The sequence below is a fragment of the Pseudomonas sp. PA1(2017) genome, from assembly GCF_001945375.1.
GTDB lineage: Bacteria > Pseudomonadota > Gammaproteobacteria > Pseudomonadales > Pseudomonadaceae > Aquipseudomonas.
Genome location: NZ_MSXU01000009.1, coordinates 1,370,616 through 1,392,758, shown reverse-complemented (window position 1 = coordinate 1,392,758; position 22,143 = coordinate 1,370,616). Strand labels below are relative to the sequence as shown.

Annotated in this window: 15 protein-coding genes; 8 read left to right on the top strand and 7 right to left on the bottom strand. The window is 62.5% G+C overall.

The genetic code is table 11. The features are described 5' to 3' along the window. The first annotated feature begins 1 nt into the window (after nucleotide 1). The 8 genes from pepN (at nucleotide 2) to BVH01_RS13250 (ending at nucleotide 13,894) form a co-directional block, all read left to right on the top strand. Nucleotides 2-2,665, top strand: coding sequence for an aminopeptidase N (gene pepN / locus BVH01_RS13285; RefSeq protein ID WP_075930749.1), 2,664 nt, complete (start codon nucleotides 2-4; stop codon nucleotides 2,663-2,665). Between the two features lie 523 nt (nucleotides 2,666-3,188). After that, nucleotides 3,189-5,162, top strand: a complete 1,974-nt coding sequence (locus BVH01_RS13280) for a DUF1302 domain-containing protein (RefSeq protein ID WP_075930748.1) — start codon at nucleotides 3,189-3,191, stop codon at nucleotides 5,160-5,162. A gap of 15 nt (nucleotides 5,163-5,177) precedes the next feature. Next, on the top strand, nucleotides 5,178-6,539 hold the full coding sequence (locus tag BVH01_RS13275) for a DUF1329 domain-containing protein (RefSeq protein WP_075930747.1): 1,362 nt from the start codon (nucleotides 5,178-5,180) through the stop codon (nucleotides 6,537-6,539). Between the two features lie 164 nt (nucleotides 6,540-6,703). Continuing rightward, nucleotides 6,704-7,747 carry a YCF48-related protein gene (locus BVH01_RS13270; protein WP_075930746.1) on the top strand — a complete coding sequence of 348 codons (1,044 nt, stop codon included), beginning with the start codon at nucleotides 6,704-6,706 and terminating at the stop codon, nucleotides 7,745-7,747. 19 nt (nucleotides 7,748-7,766) lie between these two features. Further along, nucleotides 7,767-10,145: an RND family transporter gene (locus BVH01_RS13265; RefSeq protein ID WP_075930745.1), complete on the top strand. Its 2,379-nt coding sequence runs from the start codon at nucleotides 7,767-7,769 to the stop codon at nucleotides 10,143-10,145. A gap of 93 nt (nucleotides 10,146-10,238) precedes the next feature. Then, complete coding sequence (locus BVH01_RS13260; RefSeq protein WP_139315599.1) at nucleotides 10,239-10,901, top strand: hypothetical protein; 663 nt, start codon at nucleotides 10,239-10,241, stop codon at nucleotides 10,899-10,901. A gap of 135 nt (nucleotides 10,902-11,036) precedes the next feature. After that, entirely contained in the window at nucleotides 11,037-12,692 is a 1,656-nt protein-coding gene (locus BVH01_RS13255; RefSeq protein WP_075930743.1) for a hypothetical protein, read from the top strand. Between the two features lie 614 nt (nucleotides 12,693-13,306). Then, nucleotides 13,307-13,894, top strand: coding sequence for a LysE family translocator (locus tag BVH01_RS13250; RefSeq protein ID WP_075931027.1), 588 nt, complete (start codon nucleotides 13,307-13,309; stop codon nucleotides 13,892-13,894). Between the two features lie 593 nt (nucleotides 13,895-14,487). Here the strand turns inward: BVH01_RS13250 and BVH01_RS13245 are convergent. The 7 genes from BVH01_RS13245 to BVH01_RS13215 are packed head-to-tail and all read right to left on the bottom strand — an operon-like array spanning nucleotide 14,488 to nucleotide 22,130. Continuing rightward, entirely contained in the window at nucleotides 14,488-15,312 is an 825-nt protein-coding gene (locus tag BVH01_RS13245; protein WP_075930742.1) for an AraC family transcriptional regulator, read from the bottom strand. A gap of 11 nt (nucleotides 15,313-15,323) precedes the next feature. Then, nucleotides 15,324-16,964, bottom strand: a complete 1,641-nt coding sequence (locus BVH01_RS13240; RefSeq protein WP_075930741.1) for a BatD family protein — start codon at nucleotides 16,962-16,964, stop codon at nucleotides 15,324-15,326. Continuing rightward, complete coding sequence (locus BVH01_RS13235) at nucleotides 16,961-18,706, bottom strand: VWA domain-containing protein (RefSeq protein WP_075930740.1); 1,746 nt, start codon at nucleotides 18,704-18,706, stop codon at nucleotides 16,961-16,963. Before BVH01_RS13235 ends, BVH01_RS13240 begins: the two co-directional genes overlap by 4 nt. Beyond that, nucleotides 18,703-19,734, bottom strand: a complete 1,032-nt coding sequence (locus BVH01_RS13230) for a VWA domain-containing protein (protein ID WP_075930739.1) — start codon at nucleotides 19,732-19,734, stop codon at nucleotides 18,703-18,705. The genes BVH01_RS13235 and BVH01_RS13230 overlap by 4 nt, the downstream gene beginning before the upstream one ends. Next, nucleotides 19,727-20,221 carry a DUF4381 domain-containing protein gene (locus tag BVH01_RS13225; RefSeq protein ID WP_075930738.1) on the bottom strand — a complete coding sequence of 165 codons (495 nt, stop codon included), beginning with the start codon at nucleotides 20,219-20,221 and terminating at the stop codon, nucleotides 19,727-19,729. The genes BVH01_RS13230 and BVH01_RS13225 overlap by 8 nt, the downstream gene beginning before the upstream one ends. Next, nucleotides 20,218-21,171 carry a DUF58 domain-containing protein gene (locus tag BVH01_RS13220; RefSeq protein ID WP_075930737.1) on the bottom strand — a complete coding sequence of 318 codons (954 nt, stop codon included), beginning with the start codon at nucleotides 21,169-21,171 and terminating at the stop codon, nucleotides 20,218-20,220. Before BVH01_RS13220 ends, BVH01_RS13225 begins: the two co-directional genes overlap by 4 nt. Next, entirely contained in the window at nucleotides 21,171-22,130 is a 960-nt protein-coding gene (locus BVH01_RS13215; RefSeq protein ID WP_013790950.1) for a MoxR family ATPase, read from the bottom strand. The genes BVH01_RS13220 and BVH01_RS13215 overlap by 1 nt, the downstream gene beginning before the upstream one ends. Nucleotides 22,131-22,143 lie beyond the last annotated feature (13 nt).

Here is a 22,143-nt window from a genome sequence, read left to right as displayed (position 1 = left end):
CATGCGCACCGAACAATCGAAGACCATCTACCTGAAGGACTATCAGGCGCCGGATTACCTGATCGACGAAACCCACCTGACCTTCGAGCTGTTCGAGGATCACACCCTGGTGCATGCCCAGCTGGTGATGCGCCGCAACCCAGAGCTGTCCGCCGAACTGCCGGCGCTGGTGCTGGACGGCCAGCAGCTCGAGTTGTTGCACCTCAAACTCGACGACCGTGAGCTGAGCGCCGGCGACTATCAGCTCACTGACAGTCACCTGACCCTGCAGCCCACCCAGGCCAGCTTCGTCATCGACAGCACCGTGCGCATCCATCCGGAAAGCAACACCGCGCTGGAAGGCCTGTACAAGTCCAGCGGCATGTTCTGCACCCAGTGCGAGGCCGAGGGTTTTCGCAAGATCACCTATTATCTCGACCGCCCGGACGTGATGAGCAGCTTCACCACCACGCTCAGCGGCGACAAGCAGAAGTACCCGATCCTGCTGTCGAACGGCAATCCGATCGCCAGCGGCGAGGAAGACGACGGCCGCCACTGGGCGACCTGGGAAGACCCGTTCAAGAAACCGGCCTACCTGTTCGCCCTGGTCGCTGGTGACCTGTGGTGCGTGGAAGACACCTTCACCACCATGAGCGCCCGCAACGTGACCCTGCGCATCTACGTCGAGCCGGAAAACATCGACAAGGTGCAGCACGCCATGGACAGCCTGAAGAAGTCCATGAAGTGGGACGAAGAGGTATATGGCCGCGAGTACGACCTGGACATCTTCATGATCGTCGCGGTCAACGATTTCAACATGGGCGCCATGGAGAACAAGGGCCTCAACATCTTCAACTCCAGCGCCGTGCTGGCCCGCGCCGAAACCGCCACCGATGCCGCGCACCAGCGTGTCGAGGCGATCGTCGCCCACGAGTACTTCCACAACTGGTCGGGCAACCGCGTGACCTGCCGCGACTGGTTCCAGCTGTCGCTCAAGGAGGGCTTCACAGTATTCCGCGACGCGGGCTTCTCGGCGGACATGAACTCGCCGACGGTCAAGCGCATCCAGGACGTCGCCTACCTGCGCACCCACCAGTTCGCCGAGGACGCCGGCCCCATGGCCCACCCGGTGCGCCCGGATGCGTACATGGAAATCTCCAACTTCTACACCCTGACCATCTACGAGAAAGGCGCCGAAGTCCTGCGCATGATCCACACCCTGCTGGGCGCCGAAGCGTTCCGCAAGGGCTCGGACCTGTACTTCGAGCGCCACGATGGCCAGGCCGTGACCTGCGACGATTTCGTCAAGGCCATGGAAGATGCCAGCGGCGTCGACCTGACCCAGTTCAAGCGTTGGTACACCCAGGCCGGCACGCCGCGCCTGGCGGTCGCCGACAGCTACGACGCCGCGGCGAAAACCTACACCCTGACCTTCACCCAGAGCTGCCCGGCCACGCCGGGGCAGAGCGAGAGCAGCAAGCTGCCGTTCGTGATCCCGGTGGAGCTGGGCCTGCTGGACGGGCAGGGCAACGACTTGCCACTGCGCCTGCAGGGCGAAGCCGCCGCAGTGGTAGGCAACCGCGTGCTGTCGGTGACCGAGGCGCAGCAGTCGTTCACCTTCGTCGACGTTGCCGAGAAGCCGCTGCCGTCGTTGCTGCGTGGCTTCAGTGCACCGGTGAAGCTCAGCTTCGCCTACGACCGCGACCAGCTGATGTTCCTGATGCAGCACGACAGCGACGGCTTCAACCGTTGGGAGGCCGGCCAGCAGCTCAGCGTGCAGGTGCTGCAGGAACTGATTGGCCAACACCAGCGCGGCGAAACGCTGGTGCTCGACCAGCGCCTGGTCAGTGCACTGCGCACCTTGCTGCAGGACGACACGTTGGATCAGGCCATGGTCGCCGAAATGCTGTCACTGCCGGGCGAGGCCTACCTCACCGAAATCAGCGACGTTGCCGATGTCGACGCCATTCATGGCGCCCGCGAGTTCGCCCGCCAGCAACTGGCCGATGCGTTGTTCGAACCGCTGTGGCAGCGCTACCAGGCCAACCGCGCGGTATCGCGCGCCACGCCATACGTTGCCGAGGCCGATCACTTCGCTCGCCGTGCGCTGCAGAACATCGCGCTGTCCTACCTGATGCTGGGTGACAAGCCCGAGGTGCTGGCCGCGGCGCTCGATCAGTTCGAGAACAGCGACAACATGACCGAGCGCCTGACTGCCCTGGCGGTGCTGGTCAATTCGCCATTCGAGGCCGAGCGCAGCAAGGCCCTCGAGGCGTTCGCCGAGCACTTCAAGGACAATGCCCTGGTCATGGATCAGTGGTTCAGCGTGCAGGCCGCCAGCACCCTGCCGGGCGGGTTGGCCCGCGTGCAGGCGCTGATGGAGCACCCGGCTTTCACCCTGAAGAACCCCAACAAGGTGCGGGCGCTGATCGGCGCGTTCGCCGGGCAGAACCTGGTGAATTTCCATGCCATCGACGGTAGCGGCTACCGCTTCCTGGCCGATCAGGTGATCGTGCTCAACGCGCTGAACCCGCAGATCGCCTCGCGTCTGCTGGCGCCGCTGACCCGCTGGCGCAAGTACGGCGCCGCGCGTCAGGCGCTGATGAAGGCCGAGCTTGAGCGCATTCTCGCCTCCGGCAAGTTGTCACCCGATGTCTATGAGGTGGTCAGCAAGAGCCTGGCCTGAGCCATGCTCGGAACGGCGCTGGCCGTTCCGGGCGTACCATTGCTGCATCCCACCGGCGCCCGTTCTGGGCGCCCCATCAACTGTGCTTAGCCCCCCGATCGTTGTTACCCGCGCTTTGGTGGTAACAAATTTTTGTTACCTCAGGGGATGAAAAGCTACCGCCGCCCTCCGTCAGCCACTTAATATCGCCGCCGCTGTCGCCATGCTGGCATTTTGATCAAGTTTTTTTATTGCCCGTGAGGCACTTCGACAGCTTGCTGAAAGCGCTGATGAGCGATTCTGCATCGATATCGGGGCGTTGCTGTTCAGTGGCCGACCAGTCACAAAGAGACGCAGCAGAGCTGCTCTAGAAAAGCACTTTCGGCTAATACGATCGTTTGAATTGGCACCAAGGTTGCACTGCATGACGCAGTCACGCCAGCCAGTTCAAGGTCATCGACGGGCGCCCTGCGAGGGGTTCGTCAGGCTCATCGGAAAATGAGCCGCAAGAATAATGACTGTCTGTCTGCGGAGTAGAGATTCAATGCGTATCAAGTCCCTTGTGCAGGCCCCGCGTCTGGTGCCGGCCAAAGCCGGTTTTGCCCTGGCCGGCGTGCTGCCGTTGCTGGTTGCCGCGCCTGCGCAGGCGGTGGAGTTCAGCTTCGCCGATAACGAGGTCAGCGGCTCGCTGGACACCACGCTGTCCTATGGGCAACTGTGGCGTGTGCAGGGGCAGAGCCGCGGTAACGACGACGTCAACGTCAACGACGGCAATCGCAACTTCGACACCGGGCTGGCTTCCGAAGTGTTCAAGATCACCTCGGACCTCGAGATGAACTACCAGAACTACGGCCTGTTCGTGCGTGGCACCGCGTTCTACGACACGCAGATCATGGACAAGCGCAACGACTTCTACAGTGGCGACCGTGCCGCCCAACCCAGCCAGAACACCCCCAACGACGATCGTTTCACCCGCGACACGCGGCACACCGCCGGCCGCGATGCGCAGATTCTCGACGCCTACGTCTATGGCAACTGGGACGTCGCCGAGCGCCCGGTCACTGCGCGCCTGGGGCGCCAGGTATTCAATTGGGGCGAGGGCCTGTTCTACCGCGGTGGCGTGAACACCAGCAACCCGGTGGACGGCGCACGCTTCCGCCTGCCAGGCGCGGAGCTCAAGGAAGTGCTGATCCCCGTCGAGGCGGTCAGCTTCAATATCGGCCTGACCGACAACCTGTCGATGGAAACCTTCTACCAGTTCAAATGGAAGGAAACCGCCATCGATCCGGTGGGTAGCTATTTCTCCGAGACCGATCTGTTCGCTGAAGGTGGCAGTACAGCCTACAGCCGCAATGCCGCGCTGGGCAGCGCTGCGTTTCAAGGCAACTACGCGGGTCTGAGTGCCTTGGGCGTCGGCGGGCTGCAGGGCACCGAGTACCTCGACAGCAATGGCTACTTCAAGGTCGCCAGCGTCGGCTCGGATATCGAGGCCAAGGACGACGGTCAGTTTGGCGTCGCGTTTCGCTACATTGCCGAACAGCTGAATTCCACGGAGTTCGGCTTCTACTTCGTCAATTACCACGCCAAGGAACCGACGCTCAACGCCGATCTGGAGGGTTTCTCGGGGCTGGATCTGGATGCGATCACCGCAGCCGCCAGCGGCAATGCGATTACCAACTATTCGACACTGCAGACGTTGGCTGGTTTGGGCAACAGCACTGCCCAGGGGTTGCTCGGGCTGGTCAATGGCGCCGCCACCGTCGATGCGGCCAACCAGGTCAATGCTCGTCGAGAGTACGTGGAAAACATCCGCATGTACGGTTTCAGCTTCAATACCACCCTGGGCGATGCCTCGGTGTTCGGTGAGCTGACCTACCGGCCGAACCTGCCGATCGGCGTCGCCGCGACCAACGATCTGCTCGGCGACCTGCTGCGTCAGGCGCCGCAAGTGGTGCAGGGCCAGCAGGTCAACATCGGCGGCCAGCCGCTGCAGCTCGGTGACGAGATTCACAACTACGAGCGGGTCGAGGCCTACAACGCCTCGCTCGGCACCATCTACAACTTCGGCCCGTCGCTGGGCTTCGATGCGCTGACCGGGGTGGCCGAGCTGGCCTCCGAGCACCTGCGCGGCAGTGACCTGAAGTACACCGCTTTCGACGGCTCGACCCGCTATTACTCGGGCCGGGGCGATTCGTCCTACACCTTCGGCTACGGGCGCAGTTACCAGGTCAACAAGAATGCCTACGGCTACACCCTGGTGCTGTCAGGCACCTGGAACGACGTGTTCGCCGGTGTGAACCTGTCGCCCTTCGTCGTCTATCGTGATGATTTCGAAGGCAACTCCTACCAGACCGGGCGCTTTATCGAAGGCCGCAAGGCCTACACCCTTGGCATCAAGGCGGCCTACATGAACAGCCTGGAAGCCGAACTGCAGTACACCGAGTTTTCCGGCGGTGGCAACAACAACGCCGTACGCGACCGCGACAACATCGGCTTCAACGTCAAATACTCCTTCTGATCACGGGGAAACAGCATGCTGAACATCAAGGGTGTCGCCGTCGTACTGGTTCTGCTGGCCGGCAACAGCATGGCAGCGGTCTCGCCGCAGGACGCTGCCAAGCTCGGCAGTAGCCTGACGCCGCTGGGCGCCGAAAAGGCCGGCAACGCTGCTGGCACCATCCCGGCGTGGACGGGCGGCATCACCCAGCCGCCGGCTGGCTACCAGGGCTCGGGCAAGCACCATGTCGACCCGTTCGCCGGCGACAAGCCGCTGTTCACCATCACCCGCGCCAACCTGGCCCAGTACCGCAATCAACTGACGCCGGGGCAGGTAGCCTTGTTCGAGGCCTACCCGGACACCTTCCAGATGCCGGTCTACCCCAGCCGCCGCTCGGGCTCGGCGCCGCAGTGGGTGTATGACAATACGGCCAGGAACGCCGCCAGCGCCAAGCTGCTCGACGGCGGTAATGGTTTCGCCGATGCCTTCGGCGGCATCCCGTTCCCGATTCCGCAGAATGGCGTCGAGGCCTTGTGGAACCACATCGCCCGTTATCGCGGCACCTACGTGGTGCGCCGCGCCTCGGAAGTGGCGGTGCAGCGCAACGGCTCCTATTCGCTGGTCACCTCGCAGCAGGAAGCGCTGTTCAAGTTCTATGACCCGAAAGGCAGCTACGCCAACCTCAACAACATCCTGTTCTACTACCTGTCGTTCACCCGCAGCCCGGCGCGTCTGGCCGGCGGTGCGGTGCTGGTTCACGAGACCCTCGATCAGGTCAAGGAGCCACGCCAGGCCTGGGGCTACAACGCCGGCCAGCGCCGGGTGCGCCGTGCACCGAACCTGGCCTACGACACGCCGATCTCCACGGCCGACGGCCTGCGTACCGCCGATGATACCGACATGTTCAACGGTGCGCCGGATCGCTACGACTGGAAGCTGCTCGGCAAGCGCGAGATCTACATCCCGTACAACAGCTACAAGCTCACCAGCCCAGAGGTGAAGTACAAGGACCTGCTGCAGGTCGGCCACCTCAACCCGGCCTATACCCGCTACGAACTGCACCGCGTATGGGTGGTGGAGGGCACGCTCAAGACCGGCGAGCGGCACATCTATTCCAAGCGCACCCTGTACCTGGATGAAGACAGCTGGCAGGCCGCGGTGGTCGATCAGTACGATGGCCGTGGTGAGTTGTGGCGCGTGTCCATGGCGTATCTGAAGAACTACTACGAACTGCCGACCACCTGGTCCGCGCTGGACGTGTTCCACGATTTGCAGGCCCGTCGCTACCACGTGCAGAACCTGGACAACGAGGAAGCCAACACCATCGACTTCAGTCAGCCGATGGCCGAAGACAGTTATTTCACACCGGCAGCACTGCGCCGTCGTGGCACCCGATAGCAGGCAAGGCTCGCCCGTTGTGCGACAGCCATTCGCGCGGTCGATAACTGGGCTTTTTCTTACAAAACAGCGGCTCAAAGTGGCTACCATGCCTTGCAAAGGCCGATAGCATAGGCGGCGCCGCGCAGGCGCTGATATAACAAGAACAAAAGGGGGAGTTGTGTATGAGTGAGCCCATCGTGCGGCGCACCCGAAGCGGTAAAGTCACCCGGCCCGTGCTGCAGGCACTGGCGTTGTGTTCGCTGCTGATGGCCGCCGCGCCGCTCGTCCAGGCCCAGTCTGCCGATGAGGCGACCTTCTCGGTGCCGTCGACCCGCGCCGTCTCCAGCCTGCTGCTCGACGTCGCCCATGCCGGCAAGCGCCTGGTGGCGGTCGGCGAGCGCGGTCACGTGCTGTACTCCGACGACGATGGTGCCAACTGGACCCAAGCCAAGGTGCCGACCCGGCAGATGCTCACCGCGGTGTATTTCGTCGACGACCAGCGTGGCTGGGCGGTCGGCCACGACGCGCTGATCCTGGCGAGCAGCGACGGCGGTGCGACCTGGACCAAGCAGTTCGAGGACCTGCAGCGCGAAGCACCGCTGCTCGACCTGTGGTTCAAGGACGCCCAGCACGGTTTCGCCATCGGCGCCTATGGTGCATTGCTGGAGACCAGCGATGGTGGCGCCAACTGGGACGACGTCAGCGACCGCCTCGACAACGAAGACACCTACCACCTCAACGCCATCGCCGATGTGCCGGGCGCCGGCCTGTTCATCGTTGGCGAGGCGGGCGCTCTGTTCCGCTCCACCGATGAAGGGCAAAGCTGGGAAACCCTCGAAGGCCCCTATCAGGGCTCGCTGTTCGGCGTGATCGCCAGCGGCGAGGCCAATGGCCTGCTGGTCTTTGGCCTGCGCGGCCACCTGTTCCATTCCACCGATGCGGGCGAAACCTGGCAGCAGGTCGCGCTCACCACCGCCAGCGGCGGTGACCTGGAGTTCGGCCTGGCCAGCGCGGCTACGCTCGGCGACGGCAGCATCGTGGTGGTCGGCCATGGCGGCAGCGTGCTGCGCAGCACCGACCACGGCAACAGCTTCAGCGTGTTCAACCGCCCGGATCGCGTATCCCTGGCGAGCGTCACCGCGGGTGCAGACGGCAAGTTGGTGCTGGTCGGGCAGGGCGGCGTACGCCTGACCACCGAGACCGGTGCCAATCCAGGCCAACAATAACAAGCTGGGGTAGTGTTCGATGAGTAACCTTGATCAAGACAAGGCCAGCCTGCTGGAACGCCTGATCTTCAATAACCGACCGGCAGTGATCCTGATCTGCTTGTTGGTCAGCCTCTTCCTGTTCTTCCAGGCCACCCAGGTGCGCCCCTCGACCAGCTTCGAGAAGATGATCCCGCTGAGCCATCCGTTCATCCAGAACATGATGGAGCACCGCAACGACCTGGCGAACCTCGGCAATACCGTGCGTATTTCCGTGGAGGCCAAGGACGGCGACATCTTCAGCCAGTCCTACATGGAAACCCTGCGCCAGATCCACGACGAGGTGTTCTACATCCCCGGCGTCGACCGCTCCGGGCTCAAGTCGCTGTGGAGCCCCAGCGTGCGCTGGACCGAGGTGACCGAGGAAGGCTTCGCCGGTGGCGAGGTGATTCCGCAAACCTACGACGGCAGCGCGCAGAGCCTCGAAGAGCTGCGCGGCAACGTGCTCAAGTCCGGGCAGATTGGCCGCCTTGTAGCCAACAACTTCAAGTCCAGCATCATCGACGTGCCGCTGCTCGAGTCCTACCCGGACCCACAAGACCAGGGCCGCCTGATCAAGCTCGACTACCAGCAGTTCTCCCACCAGCTCGAAGAGAAAATCCGCAACAAGTACCAGGCGCAGAACCCGGACATACAGATCCACATCATCGGCTTCGCCAAGAAGGTCGGTGACCTGATCGACGGCCTGGTGATGGTCGCGCTGTTCTTCGGCGTGGCGCTGCTGGTCACCTTCGTGCTGCTGTACTGGTTCACCTGGTGCATCCGCAGCACCATTGCCGTGCTGATCACCACCCTGGTAGCGGTGGGCTGGCAGCTAGGGCTGATGCACACGGTGGGCTTCGGGCTCGATCCGTATTCGATGCTGGTGCCGTTTTTGATCTTCGCCATCGGCATTTCCCATGGCGTGCAGAAGATCAACGGCATCGCCTTGCAATCCGGCGGCTGCGACAACTCGCTGACCGCCGCGCGACTGACCTTCCGCCAGTTGTTCCTGCCGGGCATGATCGCCATCCTCGCCGACGCCGTAGGCTTCATCACCTTGCTGCTGATCGATATCGGGGTGATTCGCGAGCTGGCCATCGGCGCCTCCATCGGTGTGGCGGTCATCGTATTTACCAACCTGATCCTGCTGCCGGTGGCCATTTCCTATATCGGTATCAGCAGGAAAGCGGTGGAGCGCAGCAAGCGCGATGCGGTCAGCGAGCATCCGTTCTGGCGCCTGCTGTCGAACTTCGCCAGCGCCAAAGTCGCGCCGATTTCGGTGACATTGGCACTGGTGGCCGGTGTCGGTGGCTTCTGGTATCAGCAACAAAACCTGCAGGTCGGCGACCTCGATCAGGGCGCGCCTGAGCTGCGCCCGGATTCGCGCTACAACCTCGACAACGACTTCGTGATCCGCAACTACTCGACCAGCTCCGACGTGCTGGTGGTGATGGTCAAGACCGCACCCGAAGGCTGCTCGACCTATGAGGCCATGGCGGCCATGGACGAGCTGATGTGGACCATGGAAAACACCCAGGGCGTGCAGTCGGCGATCTCCATGGTCAGCGTGTCGCGCCAGGTGATCAAGGGCATGAACGAGGGCAACCTGAAATGGGAAACCCTGTCGCGCAACCCCGACGTGCTCAACAACTCCATCGCCCGTGCCGACGGCCTGTACAACGCCGACTGCTCGGTGGCGCCGGTGCTGGTATTCCTCGAAGACCACAAGGCGGAAACGCTCAAACGTGCGGTGAAAGCGGTCGAGGGCTTCGTCGCCGAGCACCAGTCCGACAACGTCGAGTTCCTGCTGGCCGCCGGTAACGCCGGTATCGAAGCGGCCACCAACGAAGTGATCAGCACCTCGGAGCTGCTGATCCTGATCCTGGTGTACCTGTGCGTCGGCGCGATGTGCATGATCACCTTCCGCTCCTTCGCCGCGACCATCTGCATCGTGCTGCCGCTGATCCTCACCTCGATCCTCGGCAATGCCCTGATGGCCTTCCTGGGCATCGGTGTGAAGGTCGCGACCCTGCCGGTGATCGCCCTGGGCGTCGGCATCGGCGTGGACTATGGCATCTATATCTACAGCCGCCTGGAAACCTTCCTGCGCGCCGGCCTGCCGCTGCAGGAAGCCTACTACCAGACCCTGCGCTCCACCGGTAAAGCGGTGTTGTTCACCGGCCTGTGCCTGGCCATCGGCGTGGCGACCTGGATGTTCTCGGCGATCAAATTCCAGGCCGACATGGGCCTGATGCTGACCTTCATGTTTATCGTCAACATGTTCGGTGCACTGTGGCTACTGCCGGCCCTGGCCCACTACCTGATCAAACCCGAGAAGCTGGCGGGCAAGAAGGGTGGTTCGCTGCTGGCGCACTGACGGGTTGGCTCTATAAAAGGCGCGACCTCTACGGTATTTGCATGTCGTAGAGGTCGTTTTGCTACTGCGCCCGAAAAGAGGGCTGATTTTTATATGGAAGAACAACTTTTGAATGCATGGTGCGAAATTTTGAGTTGGAACTGGTCTGGAATAGTTCAAAGCATAACCGGGCTTGGAACTCTTATTGTTGCTTTTATTGCTTTAACTTCATGGCGGCGTCAACACCGCTCACAAGCCGTAACCAAGTTGCTCGATGAGCTCACCGACTCAGTACACGAGTTTGTTCAATCAATCTCGCCAGCTGTGCAAATGCTCTCGTTTGTTCGGATAGGCATCGAAAGTCAAGAATTCAACCGCGACCTCAATAGAGAGCTGCAGCATCCCCTAGCAGTTGCGTATATCGAAAAAGAAGGCAGGGAGTCCGCCGACCGTTTAATGACGCTTCTGAAAAATGCGGAGCAGCCAGTTCACCGTATTCGGTCGCTACTGGTTAAAGGTCAAGTTCTAGGCATCTCTAACTATCGCGAGTGTCAAAATGCCTGCAATATGATTGCTTGGCAGTTTGATCGGCTGCAAGTCGTTTTTTCTATGCTTAGTAACCAACATATGAACTGGGAGCATCCCAAGGTTGCAGAGAATCTTGGCAGTATGATGGATATAACTCCTGAGGACATTACTCGCCATATAAATGAGAGCCAGAAGAATTTATTGGCGTTTCTAAAGGACATCTATGCACAAGAGTACAAAAGCGTCTAAAAAGTGCATGAAGTACATCCCAGCCCTTCGAGCCTCCATCGGACGCCCTTGACAGGGCACCGCTTATGCAGGCGTTAGCTCACCTCCGATCGCCTATGTAAATAGGCCCACAATCCACAATTTGAAGAGCTAGCTATGGCGGCTGAATCGAGAAATCTGCGGGTACAGCAGGTGAACTGCTTCTACAATTACGCAATTGGCCTTGATGTCACTCGGGTCGATCTCCTTAAAACAGCCAAGGCACTTTTAAAGTCGGGTACAGTTAGAACCGTTTGTTTCTCTGACCTGAAGGCCATATACCTTGACGAACATGGTGAGGTTAAGCTCGAATGGCTACGACCGAAGGGGCGTCGATGGGATAATAGTTGGACGGTCCAGCTCAGCGATTCTTTGCCACAATATACCGCCGAGGACCTGATTTTCTGCTTGGAGTTAGCATTCCACGAGCGGCGTATCGAAGGTGACGAGGTGGGACAAGTGCCTCCGCATTTGCGAGCCGCACTGCCTCCAGTCGTACTAGAGAATGACGACTTGACTCTACCAGTCTACCCATGGCTAAAGCTCCATGCTGACGGACTTATGTGCATTTGCTTCCAACTCGATACGACATGGGATGATCTGAGCGAGGAAGATTTTATAAGCGATGTCGTCAACTTGTTTCAGCGCTACTTTAAATCTGTTTGGGTAGAGGCGGCACTTCAAAGAATAGATGGTGAGCAGCTCTTGCTTGATGCATTCGAGGGTGAAATCTCCATCGGCGGGCAAGGTGTAGATGACCGAAGGACTCGTAAGCTCGTCAAGAAGATGCGGCTAACCGCAAGAACTACACTAGACAACTCCCTCGGCAAGGAAGGACGATGTTTTGATTTGCATGGGGAGCCATGGCTCTTACATCAAATCGCGGGATCGGAGGACCAAATGGATTGGGAGGGGACGATTGACCTTTGCAGATCCATCTACGCAAATGCGGTAGCATCGCAGGTAGTATCAAAAAACTACAAAAAGAATGACGGGGTAGCAGGAGTACAGTTGTGGCAAGGCCGGCCCTCAGTCTCCTTAATGCGATTCGCCGGCCAGCCTAAATCCAAGGACCAGTTATTTGAGATGTACGGACAATCGATGTCCCGTATCCTGATGCGCTCCCCTGAAATGACTGATCCTCCGCACCTCCCTCCTGACCTTCGTCCATTTAATGACTATTGCTTACACGGCAATCGAGCAGTTTTGCTCTGGACGTGGCTGCGCCCACTCGGCGCATCTGACAATGCTTGGGATGACCCAAACACAAGGGCTCATTTGTTAGAGAACCAGGCCAGGGCGGAGCACTTCGAGTACCACAACATTCGCATTGCGCGGGCATGTGCCATAGCAGAAGGACCTCCATCCGATGAACAACTTGTATACGCGTACGAAACGTTGGCCAATGCCGATTCTGTAATTCACAAATCAAGCCAAGCTGGCGAGATTACTGATGCGCTTGAGTTTTTGATGACTGCTGCCGGCACAACAGGACTCATCGCATCAGGGAAAGAGCAGGCTAGATGGTTCTTAGATGAACGACGTTACAAGGCCGAAAAACAACGGTCACGGATGGACCGGTGGCTGACGGCGGTGTTTGGGATAGTGGGGGCGGCCGGGCTGGCCGACATAGTATTTAAGCCGATGCTGCAAACAACGTATCCTGGCTGGGTTGATTGGCTCACTGGACTGGCTGCATTCGCGACTGCCTCATTTCTGATTGTGCTTTTGGCGATGTTTATATCGGCCGTTAACAAGATATGGATATGGTAACTTGCAGATTTAGAAAGCATGTACTAACAATTGGCTGCATTACGATCGATTTTCGCCGCTTTCGGCTCCAAGCCGGCGCATGAGCCGAGCGTTAGACTTATATGATTAGGCTTTTCTCTACATCTATACCTCAGCCACATCCAGAGCTACTCTGGATGCCAACTCCCGCGTACAAGATAGAGGCAGTAGAAGTCGAATTGGCTTTATTTGAAGATGGTCATATTGAGTTCTTATTGATTCAAATCTAGAATAAAGAATTTAGTCTGATTGCTCGCGACATATGGTGCTGCACGCTGGAGGACCTTATATATGAAACTAGCGTCTGCCATGGCGTGCCAGTGGACGCCTGGCACCTTGAGCCAACTTTTGAAGTTGGAAAAATAACTGAACTGCTTCCTGCTCTGGTTGAAGATCGCTCTCCGATACACGTGCCATTTATTAAGTCAGCCATCGCGTCACTCTAAGCTCCACGCTCACCCATCGGAGTGATCGGCAAACGAAAAAACGCAGCCTAGCCGCGATTTTCATTTCAGAGGGTGCAAATTTTCTTCAATACGCCCGCATTGGCGCTGCGTAACGTGCCTCACTCGATCAGCAGTGAGGTAGGCGTGATGATGAGTCTGTATCTGTCCATGGCGGCGTTCGCGTTGGCCGCTTCCATTTCTCCCGGGCCGGTCAATCTGGTGTCGCTGAGCGCGGGTGCTCGCCATGGCCTGCGGGTGGCCATGGGGCATGTTGCCGGGGCGACGCTGGGCTTTACGTTACTGCTGGTGTTGATTGGCCTGGGGCTGCATCAGTTGCTGGAGCTGCTGCCCTGGCTGACGGCAGCGATCCAGTTGGCTGGCGTGGCCTTTCTGCTGTGTCTGGCTTGGCGCTTGGCGGTCGATAACGGCGAGTTGCACAGCGCTGAAGGTGGGGCGGTTGCGTCTTTTGCTGGCGGCGCGTTGATGCAGTGGCTTAACCCCAAGGCGTGGCTGGCAGCGATTGCCGGCACGGGTGCCTTTGCAGCCGATGGTGATGCGGGGCGGGTGTGGCTGTTCGCGGCGATCTACTGCGTGGTCTGTTATCTGTCGTTGGCTTGCTGGGCTATTGCCGGGACCTGTTTGCAGCCGTATCTGCAGGCGCCGCAGCGGGTGCGGGTTTTCAATCGGGTGTTGGCGGGGTTGTTGGTGGCCAGTGCTGGGTATCTGGTGTTGGCGTAAGTCCGTTAGAGCCTGCGCATGATCTTTATGCTCGTGAAGCTGCAACTACAAGGCGGAAACGGACGGTCACCCGTGGGAGAGGCTTTAGCCTCGAGTTTTTTATTGAGGCAAACAAAGAGCTCGGGGCTAAAGCCCCTCCCACGAAATCGCGAACAGTACGGTAGGGCGTACTCGCGAAGCCGTATGCCGTTGCGGCGGCGTCAGGATCGGCATGAATCGGCGGACTGTTCGCTTCGCTCCTGAGGCCGCCCTACGAGCGAGCGCGCAAACAAAACGGTAATGCTGGTGGACTCCTTATGGGAGCGGGCGGGTACGCCCAGTTCATGCCCGTGATTTCTTCGCGGGCATGGCCCGCTCCCACAGGTAATCACCAGTCAATCCTATGCGCGCGACCGGCCGCTTCCACCACTTTGCTTGCCAAAATCGACGAACCTGTGCTGAAAGATTATGGGCAGGTTCTTGGAGCGCCACAGAGCCGTAGCCCGTGGTTGAGCGTAGCGACACCCGGGGGCATCTTCGCGAGAGTGATTCCTGGGTATCGCTGCGCTCAACGCCAGGCTACGGGGTTGGGTCAGGCTACGGGCTGGTTGTCGCTAGCCGCGGTATTGGCCAGGCGTGGCGGCGAGGAGTTGTTTGAAGGTGCGCTGGAAATGCGCCTGGTCGGCGAAGCCGGCTTCCTGGGCGACTTCGGCCAGGGCTGCGCCGCTTTTCAGGCGGGCGTGGGCGAACTGGATGCGGCGGTTGAGCAGGTAGGCGTGGGGAGTCAGGCCGTAGCGTTGCTTGAAGCCGCGGATCAATTGCGATGGCGACAGCTGCGCGGCCTCGCAGAGGGTATCTAGGCGCAGCGGCTCGCCGCAGTGCTGCTCGATCAGCTCGGCGGCCAGTTCCAAGCGCGGGTTCAGGCTGTCGTCACGCTCACCTTCGAGTATCAGCCGCTGCAGCGCCAGACCGAAGAATGCCTCGGCCTCGGCGCGCTTGTCGGCTGTGCTTACCAATGTATCGAGCAGGCAACGCCGCAATGCCAGCAGGCCCTGATACAGCTCGGCATCGTCGCTGGCGATGGAGGCGAAGCGCTGGAAAGCGGGTGTGTCGGTAAAGCCCCGGGCATGCTGCAGCTCGCCCAGCCACTGCGGGTCGACGTAGCACATCAGATATGACCAGGGCTCGCCGTCGATGGGGTTACAGGCGTGCACGTCGCCGGGGTTCATCAGCACCACCGTACCCTGGCTCACCTGGCGATCCACCTCGCGGTTGCTGTAGGTGCTCTGGCCTCCGGTGATGGCGCCGATCGAGAAAAACGCATGGCTGTGCCGCCCGTAGCAGACCTTTCTGCCGTCTTCGATGGAGCGCAGCTCGATGCAGGGCAGTGCGGCGTCGCGCCAGAAGCTGGGGGTGGGCGAGGCGGGGCGAGCGTCCATGGTGGCTTCCTTCAGCGCGGGTAGAGCGGCGGCAGTTGGCCGCTGTCTTGCCCGCTATCCTGGTTTTTTTCCGCAGCCGGCAGCTCGCCGATGGCCTGCCACAGCTGCTTGCCCTGCCAGTGCTGGCCGGATTCGCTGTACAGCGCGCCGTTGAGGCCGTCCAGGGCTTCGGACAGCGGCGCGAAGCGGGCGGCCATGTCGGCCAGGGTTTCCGGTTGCTGGCGCGCCCAAGCATCGAGAGCCTGGCGGGTGGCCTGGCTGTCGTTGGCCAGGCAAGCGCGCTTGAGGTCGTCGAGCAGGGTGCGCGGGCTGGGCCCGACCTGGGCGCTACGCTGCACCGCCGGCTGGCTGCGTGCGTGCCACCACAGACCAAAGCCGAGCAGGGTGGTCAGTGCCAGCAGCACGGTGCTTAGTTGCCAGGGCCACAACAGCACGTTTTCGGCGTTGCTTTCGCGTGGGCGTGTCTCCACCGGCTGTTCGACGCTCAGAGCCGGATCGACGGCCACGGTCAGGGTACGAGCTGGCAGGCTGGTGTGTTCCAGGCGGTCTTCATGGGTGTTCCACCACACCACGTCCACGGCGGGCAATTCCAGGTTGCCGGCCTTGCCTGCCACCAGGGCTTCCCGCTCTTCACGGCTGCCGATCACCCCACGCTCACTGCCTTCGTTGTTCAACTGGGGCTGATCGGGGTAGCGGCGCAGGCCTTCCACCTGGGTCGCCGGCAGTGGTGGCAGCTGGGCGCTGGACAGCCCATCGGCCTTGAGCATCAGGCTGCGGGTCAGCGAGTCGCCGACTTTTACCTGGCCCGGCTCAGGGCTCCAGGCCTCGGCCAGGCTCAGGGCGCGGGCCGGCAGCCAGGGCGCGTCGGCCGGGTAGTCGGCGGGCTTGGCCTTGACCGTCAGGGGAATCTCCGGTGAACGCACGCGGGTGACCTTGCCCGGGCGCGGGCCGAACGGCGTATAGCCGTTGCGGCTGCTGCGGTCGGCCAGGGTCGCGCTGAACACCTGGCTGGGGATGGTCAGCTGGCCACTCTTCTGCGGGAAGATGGCATAGCGCAGCTCGATCACGCCGTGGCGTACGCCGCCGATGTCCTGCTCGTAGGTGCGGGGTTCCCCCAGGGATTCGACCCTCGCATCGGCGATCTCCAGCGGCGTCAGGCTGCTGTCGTCGTACAGCGATACCGAGTGATAAATGCGCAGAGTCAGCACGCTCTGCGCCTGCACGTAGACGCTTTCGTGATCCAGGCTGGCATCGATGAACACCGGCGCCATCTGCTCGTCCGCGCCCTGGCTGGTCGATTCCACCACATGCAGGCTGACGGGCTGGCTCTGTGAGTCGCCCAGGCGCAGCGGCGGCACCACCACGTAACCGCTATGCCGTGGCTTCAGGGTGACGATCCAGCGGGTGCTGGCACGCGCCTGGCCATCCAGGGTGGTCAGCCGGTTGACCTGGCGCGTACCGAGTACGTCGAACAGTTCGTTGAGCGGCGTCAGGTCGGGCTTGCCGAACTCGGTGGCATCCGTAGATTCGAGAATCAGGTCGAGGCTTTCGCCCAGGTTCAGCCGGCTGCGGTCGACGCTGGCGGTAAATTCCTGCGCGCTGGCCTGCAATGCCAGCAAACAGAGAAGCAGGGTGCAGAGCAGGCGGGTCATCGGGGTTGTTCCTGACGCTGTTGCTGTTCGTACCAGAATTTGCGGCGCAGCAATTCGCCCGGGTCATCGGGAATCTGCCGCAGCCATTGTTCCAGAGCCTGACGACGCTCGCCATCGAGCGGTGCATCGGCGTCCTGGGCCTCGCCGTCTGGCGGCGAGGTCTGCGCCGGCTCGGCCTTTTCGTCGGGCTCGCCGGTCTGGCTGGGCGCCTGCTCCTGCTTGGCGGGTGGCTGATCCTCGCTGGCCGACGGCTGACCCTGGCCTTGCTGCTGCTCGTCTTCGCTGGAGGCCGAGGACTGGCCAGGTGGCTGCTGGTCATCGGGCTTGTCTGCGGATTGCTCCTCGTCGCCGTCGTCCGGCTGCTCCTGCTCTTGTTGCTGGCGCTGGCGCAGCAGCTCCTCGACCAGGGCCTTGTTCTTCGCGGCCTGCTGCAGTTGCGGGTCGATCTCCAGCGCGCGTTCGTAGGCATCGATGGCCGCCTCCAGCTCGTTGCTGCGGGCCAGGGCGTTGCCGCGGTTGTAGAGCGAGGGCGCGCTGTCATCCTTGGCGAACTGTTCGGCGGCCGCCGCGTAGTCGCCGGCCTCATAGAGCGCGGTGCCGCGCCAGTGCGGGTCCTCGAAGCGTTCGGCGGCTTCCTTGGGGCGGCCTGCTTCGAGGAGCCGCTGGCCCTGCTGGTCGGCGCGCAGCCAGAGGTCGTCGAAGCTCATGGCCATGCCGCTTTGCGGGGTACCGAGCAACAGCAGCGGCAGGCACAGCAGCCAGCCACGGCGGCCCGCGCAGGCGGCCAGCAGCAACAGCGGCAGGAGCAGCCAGTAACCCTGGTCGGCCCAGCTGCGCAATTGCGTTTTGTGGCCGTTGTCGCGCAGTTGCGACGGGCCGTCGAGCAGGCCGAGGCTGCGCAGGTCGCGGTCGTCGAGGCTGATGCTGCGGTATTGCCCTTTGACGCTCGCCGCGAACTGCCGCAAACCACTGACATCCAGGCGCGGAATGAGAATGGCGCCTTGCTCGTCCTTCATGAAGGTGCCGTCTTCCTGAACGATCGGTGCACCCTCGCTGCTGCCCACGCCGAGGATGCGCAAACGCTCGCCGCGGCTGCCGAGCAATCTGGCGATGGCGCTGCGTTCGCCGTCGTCCAGGCTGCTGGTTATCAGCAGCAGGCGCCCCTGGCCCTGGGCGCCGCCCTTGAGCAATTCGAGTGCCTTGGCCACCGCCAGGTCGGCACGTTTTCCAGGCTCGGGCATGATCGACGGCTTGAGCGCTTCGAGCAGGTTGCGGCTGGTACCCAGGTCATCGGACAGTGGCACCAGGGTGTGGGCGCTGCCGGCGTACACCACGATGGCGGTCTGCGCGTCGCCACGGGCCTGCAACAGGTCGAGCAATTTGCGACGGGCCTGGGCCAGGCGGTTGGGGGAGGCGTCGCTAGCGAGCATCTGCGGCGTCAGTTCGAGCATCACCACCAGCGGGTCAGCCGGTTTGACGTCGTTCTGCTCGATGCGCTGCCAGCTGGGGCCGACCAGTGCCAGGGTGGCCAGCAGCCAGGCAAGCGCGAGAATGATCAGCGGCAAGCGGCTGCGCCGGCCCCGGCCACCGCGCAGCAGTACGGCGTGAAAGGCGGGTGGCAGCAGGCTTTGCCAGCGGCCGCTACGGGTTTCCCGGTGCGCCAGCAACCACAGCAGCCAGGCCAGCACGGGCAGCGCCAGCAGCCACCATGGGCGCAGCAGGTGAGGCAGGAATTCGCTCATGGCGTCCTGCGCCCCAGGCGTTGTGCGGCGCTCAGCGCCTGCTGGTGCAGTTGTGGCCACAGGCTGCGGATCACCAGCAGCAGGCTCAGCAGCAGAGCCGCCGCCAGTGGCCAGACGTATAGCGCCTGGGCCGGGCGCGCCAGGGTCGGTTGCTGGGCCACCGGTTCGAGGCGGTCGAGGGTCGCCTCGATGTTTTGCAATTCGCTCTGATCGCGGGCACGGAAATACTCGCCTCCAGTGAGCTCGGCGATGGCGCGCAGGCTCGGCTCATCCAGATCCAGGCTCGGGTTGAGGCCAAAGGCGGCAAAATTGCCGGCCTGCTGCGGGTCGGAACCGATGCCGATTGGGTAGATGGTCACGCCTTCCTCGGCGGCCAGGCGGGCGGCGGTCATCGGTTCGATCTGCCCGCCATTGTTCGCGCCATCGGTAATCAGCACCAGCACGCGGCTGTCGGCAGGGCGTTGGCGCAGGCGCTTGACCGCCAGGCCGATGGCGTCGCCGAGTGCGGTGTTCTGCCCGGCGATGCCGATCACCGCTTCGTCGAGCCAGGTGCGTACCGTCTGCCGGTCGAAGGTCAGCGGCGCCTGCAAATAGGCCTGGCTGCCGAACAGGATCAAGCCGACACGGTCGCCGGTGCGGCCATCGATGAACTCGCCGATCAGTTGCTTGACCAGGGTCAGGCGGCTGACGTCCTCGTCTTCCAGGCGCATGTCGGCGTAATCCATTGAACCGGACACGTCCACGGCGATCAGCAGATCGCGCCCGCTGGCCGGCAGTGGCAGTGGCTCGCCAACCCATTCCGGGCGCGCGGCGGCGATCAGCAAGAGCAGCCAGAGCAGGGCGAAGTGCACCTGCTTCTTCCAGGGCGGCAGCTGCAGGCGGGCGCGGCGCCCTGACAGGTTCTCCAGCTCGCTGAGAAAGCTCACCTGCAGCGCCGCTTCGCCGCTGTCGGCGGCCGGCAGCCACAGGCGCAACAGCCAGGGCAGCGGCGCGAGCAGGAAGAGCCACGGCCAGGCGAATTCAAACATGCTTGCGAATCCAGATGGCGACCGCCTGGTGCAGGCCGTCGATGGCCTTGTCGTCCAGGTTGCACTGCGGTTTGTAGGCGCCCTCGACGAGGATCATCCAGCGCGTCAGCCCGGCGGCCGGGCAGCGGTTGTCGAGAAACGCCAGCCAGGCGCGGCTGCTCAGGGTATGGCTGTGGCTGTCCGGGTAGCGTTCGCGGCACAAGCGCTTGAGCAGGCCGTTGAGCTGCTGCAGCCAGGGGCCGGCGGCTGCGCCGTCATAGGGTTTGCTGAGGCGCTGCAGCTCCTGCAGGGCCGCCTCGCGTAGCGGATCGAGGGGCTGTTCGACGGCCTGCTTGCGGCGTGGCCGGGGCAACCGCGGTGCCAGGCGCCAGGCGGCCCACAGCAGCACGGGCAACAGCACGGCGAGCAACCACCAGCCGGGCGCTGGCGGCCACCAGCCGACGGCGGCGGGGGCGATCAACGGTTCGAGCTGGTCCAGCGGGTTCATGCCGATCGACCCGGGCGCAGGTTGTTCAGGTGCTCGTGCAGCTGTTCGACCAGTTCCTGGCCGGTCGACAGTGACAGCAGCGGCACGCCGAGCTTGTTCGCCAGGCGCTGCCAGCGCGCGCGGCGTGCCTGGGCCTGATCGCGGTAGCTGTGCTGCAGGTTGGCGTCTTCGGTGTCCACGTCCAGTTGGGCGTCACCATCGGCGAAGCGCAGCAGGCCGGAGGCGGGCAGGGCGTGATCGAGCGGGTCGGAGACCGGCAGCAGCAGCAGGTCGGTATGCCGGGCCAGGAGCATCAGTTGCTGCTCGCTGCTGTCGCCCAGAGTGCGTTCGTCGCAGAGGATCACCACCAGGCTGCCTGGGCGCAGTACTTCCCGGGCACGGCGCAGGGCCTGGCCGAAGCTGTCGCGCACCAGCGGCGTGTCGGCGGACAGCGCCTGATTGGCACGGGCCAGGCGGCTGAGCAGCTGCAGCAGGCTTTGCTTGCTGCGCCGCGGTTTGATCTCGTGGTTGTCCTGGCCGCCGAAGACCAGCCCGCCGATGCGGTCGTTGTGACCCAGAGCGGCCCAGCCGATCAGCCCGGCCGCGCGGGCGGCGAGCACTGACTTGAACATCAGGCCCGAGCCGAAGAACAACTGGCGGCTCTGCTCGACGAGCAGGTAGATGGGCCGTTCGCGTTCTTCGTGGAACAGCTTGGTGTGTGGCTCCTGGGTGCGTGCGGTAACGCGCCAGTCGATGGTGCGCACGTCGTCGCCCGGCTGATAGACGCGCACCTGGTCGAAGTCGACCCCGCGCCCGCGCAGCTTCGAGTGGTGCAGGCCGATCAGCGGGCTGCGGCGGCCCGGCGTGGAAAACAGCTGTACCTCGCGCACCCGGTGGCGCATGTCGATCAGTTGCTTGAGATCGGTACGGATGCCCGCCTGCAGCTCAGGGTTATCCGCATGCGAAAGCATCAGGCCACCGCGACCACGTCGAGGATGCGCTGGACCACGCGGTCCTGGTCGATGCCCGAGGCCTCGGCCTCGAACGACAGGATGATGCGGTGGCGCAATACATCGAACAGCACCGCCTGGATGTCTTCGGGGCTGACGAAATCGCGGCCCGCCAGCCAGGCGTGGGCCCGCGCGCAGCGATCCAGGGCGATGGAGCCGCGCGGGCTGGAGCCGTGGGCGATCCACTCGGCCAGCTCGGCGTCGAACTTGCCGGGGGTGCGCGAGGCCATTACCAACTGCACCAGGTATTCCTCCACCGCATCGGCCATGTAGAGGCCGAGGATTTCCTTGCGCGCGGAGAAGATCGCCTGCTGGCTGAGACGATGATCGGGCTTGGTCTCGCCGTGCAGCGCTTCGCCGCGGGCCTGGGCGAGGATCTTGCGCTCCACGCTGGCGTCGGGGAAACCGATCTTCACGTGCATCAGAAAACGGTCGAGCTGGGCTTCGGGCAGCGGGTAGGTGCCTTCCTGCTCGATGGGGTTCTGGGTGGCCATGACCAAGAACAGCGGCGACAGGTCGTAGGTGCTGCGGCCCACCGATACCTGGCGTTCGGCCATGGCTTCGAGCAGTGCCGACTGTACCTTGGCCGGCGCGCGGTTGATCTCGTCGGCGAGCACCAGATTATGGAAGATCGGCCCCTGCTGGAACACGAAACTGCCGGTTTCCGGGCGATAGATCTCGGTACCGGTAATGTCGGCCGGCAGCAGGTCGGGGGTGAACTGGATGCGGTGGAACTCGGCTTCGATGCCTTCGGCCAGTTCCTTGATCGCCTTGGTCTTGGCCAGGCCGGGAGCGCCTTCGACCAGCATGTGGCCGTCGGCGAGCAGGGCGATCAGCAGGCGATCGATGAGCTTTTCCTGGCCGAGGATCTGGCTGGCGAGAAAGTGGCGAAGAGCGAGCAGCGCGTCTCTGTGTTCCATTGGGGCTGTCCAG